This window comes from Mesorhizobium wenxiniae (assembly GCF_002284535.1).
GTDB lineage: Bacteria > Pseudomonadota > Alphaproteobacteria > Rhizobiales > Rhizobiaceae > Mesorhizobium > Mesorhizobium wenxiniae.
The window spans coordinates 36,741-52,107 of record NZ_NPKH01000024.1 but is presented as its reverse complement, the minus strand read 5'-3'; the positions used below and the strand labels follow the sequence as shown (position 1 = coordinate 52,107).

Below are 15,367 nucleotides of genomic sequence, written 5' to 3'. Positions count from 1 at the left end.
CCGACCGCGGCGATTCTCATACAGGCCGTGTTGGAAAGCAACATTTTTTGGAATTTATGTTGCTTTATTACAAGAGCACCAGCATCCTGCGTGGCAGGTGGTTGCGTCAAGTCATCCGGCAAGCGAGGATTGGCCAGGGAAAAGCGAGGAGCCGCATGATCGATTTCAGTGGCCGCAGCGTGGTTGTGACAGGTGCGGCTGGCGGCGTCGGCAGCGCGCTGGTCGCCGTCCTGTCCGCATGCGGGGCAAGGGTTATTGCGTGCGACCGTGAGGGCACCGGCCTGACCGGGGCCGGAATTGAAGAAGTGCACCATTTTGACTTGCTCGATGACGGCGCCGTGGCGGCATTTGCCAAGCGCATCGGGGAAAGCGCGGCACCGGCGGCGGTCATCTCTAACGCCGGCTGGACGCGGGCGGAAACGCTCGCCGATGTCTCGACGACCGCCCTCGACCGCGAAATGAATCTGAATTTCCGCAGCGCCGCCCTGCTGTCGCAGGAATTGCTTCCCGTCATGCGCAACCAGCCACAAGGCGCCGCCTTCGTGTTCATCTCCTCGGTGAACGCGCAAGCCCATTTCGGCAATCCCGCCTACGCCGCCGCCAAGGCAGCACTCAACGCCTGGGTGCGCGCCATCGCCACCGAGGAAGGCCGCAACGGCATCCGCGCCAACGCCGTCATTCCCGGCTCGATCCGCACCGGAGCCTGGGAGCATCGCCTCGCCCACAAGCCGGAGATCCTCGCAGCCGTCGGCAAGCTCTATCCGCTCGGCAGGCTGGTCGAGCCCGTCGAGGTCGCCCGCGCCGCGGCATTCCTGGCGTCGCCCTTTGCCAGCGGCATTACCGGCACCACCTTGAATGTCGACGCTGGCCTGATGGCCAGCAATCTGCCGTTTCTGGATCTGATCGGCGGTTGAGCGCAAGAGGCAGAGGCAGCGCCGACAAGCTCAAATGGCGTACAAATTTGTGAGAATCGGGGTCGGATGCCGCCCCCGCGTCCATACTAAGAAACGGTCATAGCCCCCGAGGACGGAAAAAATGACCGGCTCACACCCATCTTCTCGCCCATCACGGCCGCTTTTCTCGCTTCCTTCGTCGAGGCCGTCGAAGCTTTCACCACCGTGCTCGCGGTCGGCGTAACGCGCAGTTGGCGACCGGCGCTGATCGGCGCGACACTGGCGCTGGCGCTGCTCGCCGCACTGGTCATGACGTTCGGGCCGCTGCTGGCGCTCGTTCCCATCACCATCATGCAATTTGTCGTCGGTGTCCTGTTGATCCTGTTCGGCATGCGCTGGCTGCGTAAGGCCATCCTGCGCGCCGGCGGTGTCATCGCGCTGCATGACGAGGAGGCGGCCTTTCCAGGGAAACCGCGGTGCTGCATCGGCAGGCCAATGATCGGCGGGCCGATTGTCTGGCGGGAGTGGCGGCGTTCAAGTCGGTGCTGCTCGAAGGTGTCGAAGTGGTGTTCATCGTCATCGCAGTCGGCGCCGCACACGGGCAGACGCTCTATGCGAGCCTCGGCGCCCTGGCGGCGTTCGTCCTGGTGATGCTCATCGGCCTCGCTTTGCATCGGCCGCTGGCGCGCGTCCCGGAAAAGGCGCTCAAATTCGTCGTCGGGCTGATGCTGACCAGCTTCGGCATCTTCTGGACCGATGCGCACTGGCCGGGCGACGATCTGGCCTTGCTCGCGATCTTCGCGATCGTCGCGCTGGCGTCCTTTGCCATCGTGCGCTGGCTGCACAGCGCCTATCCCGCAGCCATCGGAGGGTTGGCCCGATGAACCTCGTTCGCCTTGCTGTGAGGGAATTCATCGGCATGTTCGACGACGACGGCAATCTGGCGCTGCTCGCCCTGCTGCTGATCGCGGCGATCACGGCGGCGGTGAAGTTTCTGGCGCTGCCGCCGCTCTTTGGTGGCATCCTGCTGCTAATCGGCTGCCTCGCCATCCTGGTGCAGAGTGTCCGCCGCGCCGCGCGGCACCAGTGATCAAAGGAGCGGACATCCGCTCTCTCGAACATTGTTTTACGATGGCATGTCGGCTGAAGGCCCGTCAGCGGTCGATCCGCGTCGATAGGATGATCGAGGATGACGTCCGCTCGACCCCATCCATAGCGCCGATCTGGTCGAGAAGCGTGTCGAGATCCTTGATCGACGGCGCGTCGACGATGACGATCATGTCGAAATTGCCGCTCACCGAATGCAGCGTCCGCACCGGCGACAGCGCCTGCAGGCTGCGCACAACCTTGTCGGCAAGCTTGGGCGTGACGGTGAGCAGGACATGCGCCCGCACCAGTCCCTGTTCATAGTCAGGCGAAAGCCTGACGCTATAGCCGGTGATGATGCCGCGCTGTTCCAGCCGCTCGATCCGGCTTTGAACGGTTGTCCGCGACACGCCGAGCCGCCGTGCCAGCTCGGCCGTCGAGGCGCGCGCCTTCGCGCGCAGCAGGGAGAGCAGGGCCTGTTCGGCGTTGCTAAGCACTTTCGACGAACCTCATCGGCATATTGATCAGCAAGCCACTTCGTTTCGAACACTTCCACGCTTCCTTTCGACGGGCAAGCTGCGATTCTATCTTCTTTGTCAGAGGTAAGGCGAGGGAACTGTTATGAAGAAAATCATCGTTGTCGGCGCCGGCAAAATCGGCTCGACCATCGCCGAGATGCTGGCGTCCACCGGCGACTATCACGTCACCCTCGTCGACCGCTCGGCGGCGCAGCTCGGCGCGGCCGAACTGCCTGAAACGGTCAAGACGCTTGAACTCGACATCGAAGCATCAGGCACGCTCGAAGCCGCTTTGGCCGGCAAATTCGCCGTGCTCAGCGCCGCCCCCTTCCACCTGACCACGCGCATTGCCGAAGCGGCAGCCAGCGCCGGCGTCCACTATCTCGACCTGACCGAGGACGTCGTCAGCACCAGGCGCGTCAAGGAATTGGCGCGCTCCGCCAACAGCGCCTTCATCCCACAATGCGGGCTGGCGCCGGGCTTCATCTCGATCGTCGCCAACGATCTGGCCAGCCGCTTCGACACGCTGGAAAGCGTGCGCATGCGGGTCGGGGCGCTGCCGCAGTACCCGTCGAATGCACTGAACTACAATCTGACCTGGAGCACGGACGGCGTTATCAATGAATATTGTGAGCCTTGCGAGGCGATCGTCGAAGGCGAGCTGATCGAGGTGCCGCCGTTGGAGGAGCGCGAGGAATTTTCGCTCGACGGTGTCACCTACGAGGCGTTCAACACATCCGGCGGGCTCGGCACGCTGGCCGAAACGCTGAAGGGCAAGGTGCGCACGCTGAACTATCGCACCATCCGCTACCCCGGCCATGCCGCGATCATGAAGGCGCTGCTCAACGATCTCGGCCTGCGCCACCGCCGCGACGTGCTGAAGGACATTTTCGAGAGCGCCCTGCCGGCGACGCTGCAGGACGTGGTCATCGTCTTCGTCACCGTCAGCGGCCGCAAGAACGGCCGCCTGCTGCAGGAAACCTACGCCAACAAGATCTACGCCAAGCGCGTCGGCGACATGGTGCGCAGCGCCATCCAGATCACCACCGCGTCAGCCATTTGCGCGGTCCTTGACATGCTGGCCGACGGCACCTTGCCGGCGAAGGGCTTCATCAAGCAGGAAGACATCGCGCTCGACGCCTTCCTAGCCAACCGCTTCGGCCACGCCTATGCGCAACACGAGATGGTTAGCCGGCTGGCGGGTTAGGTTCCCGGCGACGCCTTCGTCATCCTGGGGCTGAGCAAGGAGCGAAGCGACGCGGCGCAGACCCCATGCCGTGATGTAAGGGCGCATCCACGGTGCAGAATTCTGCTCCGTCGCATTCTTCGGCCGCTTTTACGACATGGATCCCAGGGTCTTGGCTCCGCTTTGCGTTCGCAACGCTCTGGGATGACGAAGCATAGGGGCCGCCCTTATCAACGTCCCTGCCACATCTAGATATGCAGCGCATGCCCGAGCGCCTTCAGCGCCGCTTCCTGAAAACCCTCACCTTGCGTCGGGTGGGAATGGATGGTGCCGGCTATATCCTCCAGCCGCGCGCCCATTTCCAGTGCGAGGCCGAAAGCCGTCGACAGTTCCGACACGCCGTGACCGACCGCCTGGATGCCGAGCACCAGATGGTTGTCCGCGCGGGCAACGATCCGGACAAAGCCCTCCTCACCCATCTTCGTCATCGCCCGGCCATTGGCGGCGAAGGGGAACGATCCGACCTTGATGTCGCCGCCGAGCCCCTTTGCCTCCTCCGGCGACAGGCCTGCGGTGACCAGCTCCGGATCGGTGAAGCAGATAGCGGGAATGCAGCGTTTGTCCCAGCCGCGCTTGTGGCCGGCGACGATCTCGGCGACCATTTCGCCTTGCGCCATCGCCCGGTGCGCCAGCATCGGCTCGCCGGTGACGTCGCCAACGGCAAAGATGCCGCGCATCGAGGTGCGGCACTGGTCGTCGATGCGGATGAATTTTCCCGCCATGTCGAGGTCGATCTGCTCCAGCCCCCAGTCTTCGACCACCGGCTTGCGCCCGACGGTGACCAGAATCCTGTCGGCAACGATCTTGCCATTCTTGCCGTCCTTCGTTTCGACCAGCAGCGCATCCCCCTTGGTCGACAACCCCTTGGCCTTGGCGCCCACAAGCACCTCGATACCGAGCTCGGCCAGCCGCTTCACCACCGGCCGGGTCAGTTCGGCATCATATTGCGCCAGTACGCGCGGCAAAGCCTCGACCACGGTCACCTTGGCGCCCATCTTGGCGAAGGCGATGCCGAGCTCCAGCCCGATATAGCCGCCGCCGACGACGGCAAGTCTTTCCGGCACTTCGCTCAACCCCAGCGCTTCGGTCGACGAGATCACCGGTCCACCGAACGGCAGCGACGGCAGCTCGACCGGCGCCGAGCCGGTCGCGATGACCACCGTCTCGGCGCGGACCACCTGCATTCCGGTCTCGGTCTGGACTTCGACGGTCTTGCCGTCACGGAATTTCGCCCAGCCGTGCACGGTCTTGACCCCGGCCTTCTTGAGCAGGCCGGCCACGCCGCTATTCAGCCGGCTAACAATACCATCCTTCCAGGCGATGGTCGTTTCGAGATCAATGGATGCTGTTCCAATCGAAATGCCGAGCGGACTCTTGCCGCCCGCCATATGCGAGATTTTCTCGAACTCCTCGGCCGCATGGATCAGCGCCTTGGACGGAATGCAGCCGACATTGAGACAAGTGCCGCCCGGCTTGCCGAACTCGACGATAACCGTGTCGATGCCAAGCTGGCCGGCGCGGATGGCACAGACATAGCCACCGGGGCCAGCACCGATAACGAGCAGCTTGCAGGAAATTTCCTTCATGGGGTTCCTCTCAAGGCGTCGCAGCGGTGCAAAATTTTTCCTCCCGGAAGGACAGCACCCCCTCTGTCCTGCCAGGACAGAGGGGGGTGGGAAGGATCACTGCCGCTCTCATTTCTTGCACCACAGCCTCAATCCACAAAAATCAGCGCCGGGGACTCCAGCAGCGCCTTGATCCGTTGAATAAACACCGCGGCGTCCCAGCCGTCGATCACCCGGTGGTCGAAGCTGGAGGACAGGTTCATCATCTTGCGTGGGATGAACTGGGTGCCGTCCCATACCGGCCGCACCATCATTTTGTTGACGCCGAGGATCGCCACTTCCGGATGATTGATCACCGGCGTCGTCGCGACACCGCCCATGGCGCCGAGCGAGGTGATGGTGATGGTCGAACCCGAGAGCTCGTCGCGCGTCGCCGTGCCTGATTTGGCCGCCTCGGCGAGTCTGTTGAGCTCGGCGGCGCAGTCCCAAATGTCGCGCGCCTCGGCGTGTTTGACCACCGGCACCACCAGCCCCGAAGGCGTCTGCGCGGCAATGCCGATATGGACGCCGCCATGCTGGTGGATGATGCCGGCTTCGTCGTCGAACAGCGCGTTGAGGTTGGGCTGGTCGGCGATCGCCCGGACCATCGCCCGCATCAGGAACGGCAGCAGCGTCAGCTTCGGCCTTTCCGCGCCGGTGCGCTTATCCTTGTTAAGCGCGGCGCGCAAATCCTCGAGTGCGGTAACATCGATCTCCTCGACATAGGTGATGTGCGGAATGCGCGACTTGGCCAGCGTCATCTTCTCGGCAATTTTTCGCCTGAGCCCGATGATTTTGATGTCCTCGATCGTCTCGTTGGGGGCGAGGCCGGAGATTTTCGCGAGCTGCGGCCCGCGCGCCAGAAACGCCTCGATGTCCTCATGCTGGATACGGCCGGCCGGGCCGCTTCCTGTGACCTGACGCAGATCGATGCCGGCCTCTTTCGCCCTGAGGCGGATGGCCGGCGACGCCAGCGGCTTTTCGCCTTCGAGGCGTGGCGCGCCGGAGACGGCCGCGAGACCCCCACCGACCGCAGTACCCCCAACCCCTCCCCACAAGGGGGAGGCGGATTCCGTCGCCGGTTCATCCTCACGCGCGGAAACTTTTGCGGACGGGCGCGCGACCGATTTGGCATCGGCTTTGGCGGCCGAAGCTCGTCCCCCTCCCCCTTGTGGGGAGGGGCCCGGGGTGGGGGTAGCCTCGGTGGCTTTCGCCTCACCTCCCGACGATTCCGCAGCGGCCTTCACATTGCCTTCGCCGGCCACCTTCAATCTGACGATGGGCGAGCCGATCGCCACCGTGTCGCCGATCTCCGCTCCGAGCCAGACGATCTCGCCGTCAACGGGCGAGGGAATCTCGACCGTCGCCTTGTCGGTCATGACGGCGGCCAGCACCGCGTCCTCGCGCACGAGATCGCCGACCTTGACCTGCCATTCGACCAGCTCGGCCTCGGCGACGCCTTCGCCGACATCGGGCAGCTTGATCACATATTCGCCCATCGTCGTCAGGCCTCCCCCTTTTAGGCTTCCATCGTTTCAACGAGCGCGCGGCCGAGCCTAGCGGGACCGGGAAAATAGTCCCACTCCTGCGCGTGCGGATAGGGCGTGTCCCAGCCGGCGACCCGCGCCACCGGCGCTTCCAGATGGTAGAAGCAGTTCTCCTGCACCAGGGCCGACAGCTCGGCGCCGTACCCGGATGTCAGCGTCGCCTCGTGCACGATCACGCAGCGGCCCGTCTTTTTCACCGAGCCGACGATCGTCTCGAGATCGAGCGGCAGCAGCGTCCTCAGATCGATGATCTCGGCGTCGATGCCGGTCTCCTCGGCCGCCGCCTCGGCGACATAAACCATGGTGCCATAGGCGAGCACGGTGACAGCGGCACCCGGCCGGCGGATCACCGCCTTGCCGAGCGGGACCGTGTAGTGGCCGTCGGCGACCTCGCCGAGTTCATGCTTCGACCACGGCGTCACCGGGCGCTCGTGGTGGCCGTCGAAGGGCCCGTTGTAGAGCCGCTTCGGCTCCAGGAAGATCACCGGGTCGGGATCCTCGATCGCCGCAATCAAGAGACCCTTGGCGTCATGCGGATTGGACGGCACCACGACCTTCAGGCCGGAGACATGGGTGAACAGCGCCTCCGGACTCTGGCTGTGGGTCTGGCCGCCAAAAATGCCGCCGCCGGTCGGCATCCTGACCACGATCGGACAGGTAAAGTCGCCATTCGACCGGTAGCGCAGCCGCGCCGCTTCCGAGACAATCTGGTCATAGGCCGGATAGACATAGTCGGCGAACTGCACTTCGACGCAAGGTTTCAGGCCGTAAGCGGCCATGCCGATGGCCGAGCCGACGATGCCGGATTCGCTGATCGGCGCATCGAAGCAGCGGCTCTTGCCGTATTTGGCCTGCAGACCTTGGGTGCAGCGGAAGACGCCGCCGAAAAAGCCGACATCCTCGCCGAACACGATGACGCGTTCGTCGCGGGCCATCGACACGTCCATGGCGTCGCGGATCGCCTCGATCATTGTCCGTCTTGGCATGATCAGACCCCGGCCTGCTGGCGCTGGCGCCTGAGATGCGGCGGCATCTCGGCATAGACGCCCTCGAACATGTCACGCGCCGAAGGCTTGCCGCCGGCATGCAGCGTGCCATGGCGCTCGGCCTCCCTTTGCGCCGCGATCACTGTTTCGAGGATTTCTGCTTCGGCCTGGGTGTGGCGCTCGTCCGACCAGACGCCGCGCTGGATGAGATGGTTCTTCAGCCTGACGATCGGATCGCCGAGCGGCCACGCGTCGGACTCGGCCTTCGGCCGATAAGCCGACGGATCGTCGGAGCTCGAATGCGCGCCGACACGATAGGTGACATATTCGACCAGCGTCGGGCCGAGATTTTTCCGCGCGCGCTCGGCCGCCCATTTCGCCACCGCATGGACGGCGAGATAGTCGTTGCCATCGACCCGCAGCGACGGAATGCCGAAGCCGAGACCGCGGGCGGCGAAAGTGCCGGAGCCGCCCCGGGCGATGCCTTGGAAGGTCGAGATCGCCCACTGGTTATTGACGACGTTGAGCACGACCGGCGCCTTGTAGGTCGAGGCGAACACCAGCGCCGAATGGAAGTCGGACTCGGCCGTCGAACCGTCGCCGATCCAGGCGGCGGCGATCTTCGAATCATTGCTGATCGCCGAAGCCATCGCCCAGCCGACCGCCTGGATATATTGCGTCGCCAGATTGCCGGAGATCGAGAAGAAGCCGTGCTCCTTCGACGAATACATGATCGGCAGCTGCCGCCCCTTCAGCGGGTCGGCCTCGTTCGAATAGATCTGGTTCATCATCGTGACCATCGGATAGCCGTCGGCGATGAGCAGGCCTGCCTGACGATAGGTCGGAAAATTCATGTCGCCCAGCGCCAGCGCCTTGCGGAAGGCGCAGCTCACCGCCTCCTCGCCCAGATGCTGCATGTAGAAGGAGGTCTTGCCCTGCCGCTGCGCCATCTGCATGCGCGCATCGAAGCTGCGCAGCGTCATCATGTGGCGCAGTCCTTCCAGCAATTCGTCGTCGGAAAGCAGGCCAGCCCAGGGTCCGACCGCCTCGCCGGCGCGGTTGAGCACGCGGATGATCGAGAAGGCCATGTCGCGGATGGTGCGCGGATCGACGTCGATCTCGGGACGCGGCACCGAGCCGGCCTTGGGGATGGTCACATTGGAAAAGTCAGGCGTCCCGCCCGGCCGCACCTCCGGTTCCGGCACATGGAAGCGCAATAGTCCCGCATCAGCCATGACCTTCGTCCTCCAATGTTGCCCGGTGCGATCTTTGCACACCGCCAGACCAGTGCCAATTCGCCGGGCAAGGCTTCGGACCAACAACCGCGCCAGCGAGCACACGTCAAGATGAAGATATGTCAGCGAAATTTCTTGTCGATCTTCCGCCGCCATGCGCAATTTGGCGAATGGTCTGACCCAACCTGGCGCAAGAGTCGGGAACTCCTGTTGGAAAGATCGCTCCTCGAGTTCCGTCGCGCCGCCTCCGTCCTGCCGGGGGATCGCGGCATCATTCCGGCTTGGGTTCCTCCCCCACGGGAGTGGGGGAGAGAGGTGGCTTGGCGAAGCCGAGACGGAGAGGAGGAACCGCGCCTTACGAAAGCCCTCTCTCCGGCCGCTTCGCGGCCACGTCTCCCCCCGCTTCGCGGCGGGCGCGGAACCCAAGTCTTGAGGGGCCGGCCTTCTTTTCTGCCCGTCCGGAGCCTCGATACAATACCGCCGACCGCCGTTCACCCCGCGCCCACATCGTGCTAACCAGCACCCATGGCACAGAAGAAAGGATATGAGGTCGATTCGTGGTTGGCGCGGCCGGATCGGCGCATCTCGGTCGTTCTGCTCTATGGTCCCGATCGTGGGCTCGTCGCCGAGCGGGCACGGGCCTTTGCCGGCAAAACCGGCCTGCCGCTCGACGATCCATTCTCGGTGGTCAGGCTGGACGGTTCGGAAGTCGATCGCGACGAAGGCCGCCTGCTCGACGAGGCTCGCACCGTGCCGATGTTTTCGGACCGGCGCCTGCTCTGGGTGCGCAATGCCTCCGGCCAGAAGGCGCTGGCCGACGACGTCAAGGCGCTCACTGCGGAGCCCGCGCGGGACGCGATCATACTGATCGAGGCCGGCGACCTGAAGAAGGGCGTCGGGCTGCGCGCCATCGTTGAGGCGGCGGACATTGCCATGGCGCTGCCGTGCTATGCCGACGAAGCCCAAGACATCGACACGGTCATCGACGACGAATTGCGCAAGGCCGGCATGTCGATGACGCTGGAGGCCCGCCAGGCGCTGCGCCGCAACCTCGGCGGCGACCGGCTGGCCTCGCGCGGCGAGATCGAGAAGCTGGTGCTCTACGCCCACGGCCAGACCGAAATCGGCCTCGACGACGTCAAGGCGACGTCGGGCGACGTCTCCGGTCTGTCCTTCGACGACGCCGTCGATGCCTTGCTCGAAGGCAAGGTCAGCGATTTTGACATGGCCTTCACCCGCCACTGCCAGTCCGGCGGCCAAGCTTTTCTGGTGCTTTCCTCGGCGATGCGGCAGCTGCAGGCGATCCAGGCGATGCGCGGTCAGATGGACACCGGCGGCCGCAACGCTGCTTCGGTCGTCGCCGCGGCGCGCCCGCCGGTGTTTTTCACCAGGCGAAAGCTGGTGGAGAAGGCCCTCGAACGCTGGAGCAGCGAGGCGCTAGGCCGCGCTTTGACCCGCTTGCAGACGGCGGTGCTGCAGACGCGCCGGCGGCCGGATCTCTCGGTCGCGCTGGCACGGCAGGCGCTGCTCGGCATTGCTGTTGAGAGCGCAAGGCTGGCGCAGAGAGCCTAATCTTCCCCCTTTACGGGAGAAGTCGCCGAAGACGACAGAGGGGGTCGCCGCGCGTGAAGTGCCAGCGCTTTCCGCGACGACAGACGACGTGCGCGAATTATGTGAGACGACCCCTTCTGGCCTGCCGGCCATCTCCCCTCAAGGACCCCTCAAGGGGGAGATTGATTGCTCTGACGATTCGCCAATTCACCAGCATCGCAAAAGAAAGGGCCGGGCTCAGTGGCCGGCCGTTTTTTCTTATCCATTGACACGATGCGTTATCCTAAGCTGGAACCTTATTTGCCGGCTAAATATCGTCTTGCCTCAACCGCCTACCGCTCCTGCTTCAGACGCCGGCAGAGCTCGTCGAGTTGCTCCAGTGTCCGGTAAGCGACGCTGATCACGCCGCCGCGTTCCTTGTGCTCGATGGTGACGATCATGCCGATCGTGCCGGTCATCAATTTTTCCAGCGCCAGCGTATCGGCATCCTTCTGTGCCGGTGCTGCTGGCTGTCGCTTTACCGTTGGAGCGCCGGTCGGCATCTGCGCCAACGCTTCGGCCTGGCGCACCGAAAGCCCGTCCTCGACGATCCGCTTGGCCAGGCCCGCCGGATCCTGCGCCGTCACCAATGTGCGGGCGTGGCCGGCCGACAGCGCTCCATCGACCAGCATGTCGCGAATCACGTCCGGCAGCTTCAGCAGCCTGAGCGTGTTGGCGACGTGGCTGCGGCTCTTGCCGATCACCTGGCCGAGATCGGCCTGGGTGTAGCCGTGATCGTCGATCAGCTGCTGATAGCCCATCGCCTCCTCGACCGGGTTGAGGTCGGTGCGCTGGACGTTTTCGATAATCGCCAGTTCAAGCGCGGTGCGATCGTTGACATCGCGCACGATGATCGGGATCTCGGTCAGCCCGGCGCGCTGCGCCGCGCGCCAGCGCCGCTCGCCGGCGATGATCTCGTAGCGGCCAGCCTGCGTCGGCGACGGCCGTGCCACCACCGGCTGCACCACGCCATGTTCGCGGATCGACTGGGCAAGATCGGTCAGGTCGGCGTCGCCGAAATGCCGGCGCGGATTCTTTGGGTTCGGGCTCAGGAACTCGATCGGCACCTTGCCGTCGGCATTCATGCTCTGCTTTTCCGGCGCTGCCGGACGATCGATTTCGCCGATCAGCGCCGCCAGTCCGCGCCCCAGTCTTTTTCTTGAAAGGTCTTCACTCATCGTCTGTCCAGATCGTTTCGGTGTTGTATCAGCGTCTAAGCGGCGCGCAGTTTGCGCTCGCGGCGGATCACCTCGGAGGCAAGCTGCAGATAGGCCTGGCTTCCGGAGCATTTGAGATCGTAGAGGATTGCCGGCTTGCCGTAGGACGGCGCCTCGGAGACCCGCACATTGCGCGGAATCACCGTTTCATAGACCTTGTCGCCCATATGCGCGCGCACGTCCTGCACCACCTGGTTGGCCAGGTTGTTGCGCCCGTCGAACATGGTCAGCACGATGCCCTGGATCGTCAGCTCGGGATTGATCGAGCGACGAACCTGCTCGACCGTCTCCAGCAGCTGGCTCAAGCCTTCGAGCGCGAAGAACTCACATTGCAGCGGCACCAGCACGGAATCGGCCGCCGCCATCGAGTTCAGCGTCAGAAGGTTGAGCGACGGCGGACAATCGATCAGCACATAGCCGAAATTCGCCGAGCGCTCGGCTGACGCGCGCAGGGCGTTGCGCAGCCGCAGTACCCGGTCCGGCGCCGACGCGATCTCCATTTCGATGCCGAGGAGATCGAGCGTTGACGGCACGATCGACAGGCCTGGCACCGCCGTCGGGATCGCCGCCGCCTCCAGATCGAGTTCGCCGGTCAGAACGTCATAGGAGGAAACGGTGCGGTCGCGCCGGTCGATTCCGAGGCCGGTGCTGGCATTGCCTTGCGGATCGAGATCGACGATCAGCACCCGCTCGCCGATCGCCGCTAGCGCCGTGGCCAGATTGATGGCCGTCGTCGTCTTGCCGACGCCGCCCTTCTGGTTGGCTACGGTGATGATTCGGGGGCCATTCTTCATCATGGGTATATGCCAGAAATTCATTCCGAGGTCGCCGATCTCAAGTCAGTTGGCGCAAATCAGACAGTTCGAGGATGACGCCATGAGCGTCGGTCGCGCTGGCATGTTCTAACAGATCGAACGACCATCGTTGAGCGCTTTCTGCCACTTCGGCGCGGTAATCCCGGCCTTTGTGGAACAGGCCGCACGCGCCCGCCGTCAGCCACGGCGCCGACAGTTCGAGCAGGACCGGAAGCGACGCCAGCGCCCTGGCCGTGACGATTTGAGGTGTCGAAACAAGCGCATAGGCGTCGTCAATACGCCGCGCGATAATGCGGGCGGGCAGGCTGAATTGGCCGACGACCGCTTGCAGAAACGATGCCTTTTTCCGATTGCTTTCAACCAGATCGATCCTGGCGCCGTCACGCTCGGCGAGCAGAAAGGCAATGACCAGGCCGGGAAAACCGCCGCCCGAGCCGAGATCGACCCAGCGCTTCGCCTCCGGTTTGATTCGCGCAACCTGCGCGCTGTCGAGGATGTGCCGGCGCCAGACATCGTCCTGCGTAGATTGCGCGGCCAGGTTTATTCGGCGGTTCCATTTCTGGAAGACCGTCTCGAAGTCCATAAGGCGGTCGAATGTTTCACGTGAAACCGGGCCGGCAGCCTCTTGCAGGCTCGCCCATGAGGCAGCGCTCACGCAACATTCCTTCGCGCGGCGGCCTCGGCGTTGCGGACATGCGCGACGATGATCGCCAGCGCCGCCGGTGTCATGCCTTCCATGCGTTGCGCATCAGCGATGGAGCGCGGCTGGCGCGCCAGCATCTTCTGCTTCAGCTCGTTGGACAGACCCGGAACAGAGGCAAAGTCCAGCGACGCGGGGATCAATCGGCTCTCCTCATGTCTGATTTGTGTGACATCGGCCTGCTGCCGGTCGAGATAGACAGAATATTTCGCCTCCGTTTCGAGGCGTTCGGCCGTCTTGGCGTTGATTGCCGCAAACTCCGGAGCAATTCGGGCCAGCCAGGCGACGTCGACGCCCGGATAGGCCAGCAACTCATAAGCGGAGCGGCGCACACCGTCCCTGTTGATCTCGAGCCCATGACGCGCCGCCTCGTTGGGGGTCATGGTCGTGCCAAGCGCAAGCTTGCGCGCCGTTTCAAGGTCCTGGACGACATCGCTAAACCGATGCATCCGTTGCCGCGAGGCGATGCCGAGCTTGGTGGCCAGCGGCGTCAGCCGCTCATCGGCGTTGTCGGCCCGCAGCGACAGCCGGAACTCGGCCCGTGAGGTGAACATGCGGTAGGGTTCGGCGATGCCGCGGCTGGTCAAATCGTCCACCATCACCCCAATATAGGCCTCGGTGCGGCTGAGCACGATCTGGTCGCTCGTCGATGCCTGCCGCGCGGCGTTGAGGCCAGCGAGCAGCCCCTGCGCGCCGGCCTCCTCGTAGCCAGTCGTGCCGTTGATCTGCCCGGCCAGGAAAAGGCCGCCAATTAGCTTTGTTTCCAGCGTCGGCTTGAGCTCGCGCGGATCGACATGGTCATACTCGATGGCATAGCCGGGCTGCAGCATGGTGGTACGCTCAAGGCCGGGAATGGTCTTCAGAATGTCGAGCTGCACGTGCTCGGGCAGCGAGGTGGAAATGCCGTTCGGGTAGACGGTGTCGTCGTCCAGCCCTTCCGGCTCGAGGAAAATCTGGTGGCCCTCGCGGTCGCCGAACTTGACGATCTTATCCTCGATGGACGGGCAGTAACGCGGCCCTACGCCTTCGATTGAGCCGGAATACATGGCGGAACGGCTCAGATTGGCGCGGATCAGCTCATGCGTCGCCGCAGTCGTGCGCGTGATGCCGCAATGGATCTGCGGGTTGTCGATGCGGTCCGTCATCAGCGAGAACGGCACCGGATGCTCATCCGCCGCCTGGCTCTCCAGCGACGCCCAATCGATGGTTCTACCATCCAGCCGCGGCGGCGTGCCGGTCTTCAGCCGCCCTAGCTTGAAGCCCGCGCGCGCCATGGTGGCGGACAGGCCGAGGCTGGCCTGTTCGTTCATGCGGCCGGCGACGATCTTCTTCTCACCGATATGGATCAGCCCGCGCAGAAAGGTGCCGGTCGTCAGCACCACGCCGCCACAGGCAAGCCGGCGGCCATTGGCCAGCAGCACGGCCGCGATGCGTCCATTGACGATTTCGAAATCCAGGACCTCGCCCTCGACGACGTCGAGACCGGCCTGCTCGCGAATCGCCGCCTGCATGGCGAGCCGGTACAGCTTCCGGTCCGCTTGCGTGCGCGGCCCCCGCACGGCAGGTCCCTTGCGGCGGTTGAGCAAACGGAACTGGATGCCGGCCGCATCGGCGACGCGCCCCATCAATCCGTCCATGGCGTCGATCTCGCGAACCAGATGCCCCTTACCGAGCCCACCGATCGCCGGATTGCAGGACATGACGCCGATCGTCTCGAAGCGCAGCGTCACCAAAGCCGTTTTCGCGCCTGTGCGCGCGGCAGCGCTGGCCGCCTCGCAACCAGCATGGCCGCCGCCCACCACAACCACATCAAAGCGATCGGTCATTTCAGAATCCCGAATTCCAGTCGACCGACACATGTCGCCGACAACCTGCGCTGTCAAGGACGCTCGACGAATCGTTTCACGTGAAACAATGCAACTGATGCGCT

General features: G+C 64.2%; 13 protein-coding genes and 1 pseudogene. 5 read left to right on the top strand and 9 right to left on the bottom strand.

The annotated features are described in order from the left end of the window. Nucleotides 1-155: 155 nt before the first annotated feature. From CIT31_RS19615 to CIT31_RS19605, 3 genes and pseudogenes are all read left to right on the top strand, one after another. Nucleotides 156-914, top strand: coding sequence for an SDR family NAD(P)-dependent oxidoreductase (locus tag CIT31_RS19615; RefSeq protein WP_095519991.1), 759 nt, complete (start codon nucleotides 156-158; stop codon nucleotides 912-914). A 99-nt stretch (nucleotides 915-1,013) separates the two neighbouring features. Beyond that, a pseudogene (locus tag CIT31_RS19610) lies at nucleotides 1,014-1,777 on the top strand (COG4280 domain-containing protein). Nucleotides 1,778-1,812: 35 nt separating this feature from the next. Continuing rightward, entirely contained in the window at nucleotides 1,813-1,983 is a 171-nt protein-coding gene (locus tag CIT31_RS19605; RefSeq protein ID WP_425350619.1) for a hypothetical protein, read from the top strand. A gap of 64 nt (nucleotides 1,984-2,047) precedes the next feature. Here the strand turns inward: CIT31_RS19605 and CIT31_RS19600 are convergent, their stop codons facing one another. Further along, nucleotides 2,048-2,476, bottom strand: a complete 429-nt coding sequence (locus tag CIT31_RS19600) for an Lrp/AsnC family transcriptional regulator (protein WP_095519989.1) — start codon at nucleotides 2,474-2,476, stop codon at nucleotides 2,048-2,050. A 124-nt stretch (nucleotides 2,477-2,600) separates the two neighbouring features. On the opposite strand from CIT31_RS19600, the gene CIT31_RS19595 reads away from it, so the two are divergent. After that, complete coding sequence (locus CIT31_RS19595; protein ID WP_095519988.1) at nucleotides 2,601-3,704, top strand: saccharopine dehydrogenase family protein; 1,104 nt, start codon at nucleotides 2,601-2,603, stop codon at nucleotides 3,702-3,704. A gap of 227 nt (nucleotides 3,705-3,931) precedes the next feature. Here CIT31_RS19595 and lpdA read toward each other — a convergent pair whose 3' ends face one another. The 4 genes from lpdA to CIT31_RS19575 all read right to left on the bottom strand — a co-directional run bounded on the left by lpdA (nucleotide 3,932) and on the right by CIT31_RS19575 (nucleotide 9,115). After that, nucleotides 3,932-5,329, bottom strand: coding sequence for a dihydrolipoyl dehydrogenase (lpdA, locus tag CIT31_RS19590; protein ID WP_095519987.1), 1,398 nt, complete (start codon nucleotides 5,327-5,329; stop codon nucleotides 3,932-3,934). Between the two features lie 128 nt (nucleotides 5,330-5,457). Beyond that, nucleotides 5,458-6,846, bottom strand: coding sequence for a dihydrolipoamide acetyltransferase family protein (locus CIT31_RS19585; RefSeq protein WP_095519986.1), 1,389 nt, complete (start codon nucleotides 6,844-6,846; stop codon nucleotides 5,458-5,460). A gap of 20 nt (nucleotides 6,847-6,866) precedes the next feature. Further along, nucleotides 6,867-7,880, bottom strand: a complete 1,014-nt coding sequence (locus CIT31_RS19580) for an alpha-ketoacid dehydrogenase subunit beta (protein ID WP_065006506.1) — start codon at nucleotides 7,878-7,880, stop codon at nucleotides 6,867-6,869. A 2-nt stretch (nucleotides 7,881-7,882) separates the two neighbouring features. Then, complete coding sequence (locus tag CIT31_RS19575) at nucleotides 7,883-9,115, bottom strand: 3-methyl-2-oxobutanoate dehydrogenase (2-methylpropanoyl-transferring) subunit alpha (RefSeq protein ID WP_065006505.1); 1,233 nt, start codon at nucleotides 9,113-9,115, stop codon at nucleotides 7,883-7,885. A 525-nt stretch (nucleotides 9,116-9,640) separates the two neighbouring features. Here CIT31_RS19575 and holA point away from each other — a divergent pair. Continuing rightward, nucleotides 9,641-10,687, top strand: a complete 1,047-nt coding sequence (gene holA / locus CIT31_RS19570; protein ID WP_095519985.1) for a DNA polymerase III subunit delta — start codon at nucleotides 9,641-9,643, stop codon at nucleotides 10,685-10,687. 311 nt (nucleotides 10,688-10,998) lie between these two features. Here the strand turns inward: holA and CIT31_RS19565 are convergent, their stop codons facing one another. The 4 genes from CIT31_RS19565 to mnmG are packed head-to-tail and all read right to left on the bottom strand — an operon-like array spanning nucleotide 10,999 to nucleotide 15,263. Next, on the bottom strand, nucleotides 10,999-11,883 hold the full coding sequence (locus CIT31_RS19565; protein ID WP_095519984.1) for a ParB/RepB/Spo0J family partition protein: 885 nt from the start codon (nucleotides 11,881-11,883) through the stop codon (nucleotides 10,999-11,001). 35 nt (nucleotides 11,884-11,918) lie between these two features. Then, the gene (locus CIT31_RS19560; protein WP_084646769.1) at nucleotides 11,919-12,719 is read right to left on the bottom strand and encodes a ParA family protein; all 801 of its coding nucleotides are present in this window, start codon (nucleotides 12,717-12,719) and stop codon (nucleotides 11,919-11,921) included. Between the two features lie 37 nt (nucleotides 12,720-12,756). Continuing rightward, entirely contained in the window at nucleotides 12,757-13,392 is a 636-nt protein-coding gene (gene rsmG, locus CIT31_RS19555) for a 16S rRNA (guanine(527)-N(7))-methyltransferase RsmG (protein ID WP_095519983.1), read from the bottom strand. Next, nucleotides 13,389-15,263, bottom strand: a complete 1,875-nt coding sequence (gene mnmG / locus CIT31_RS19550) for a tRNA uridine-5-carboxymethylaminomethyl(34) synthesis enzyme MnmG (RefSeq protein WP_095519982.1) — start codon at nucleotides 15,261-15,263, stop codon at nucleotides 13,389-13,391. Before mnmG ends, rsmG begins: the two co-directional genes overlap by 4 nt. Between the last annotated feature and the right edge of the window lie 104 nt (nucleotides 15,264-15,367).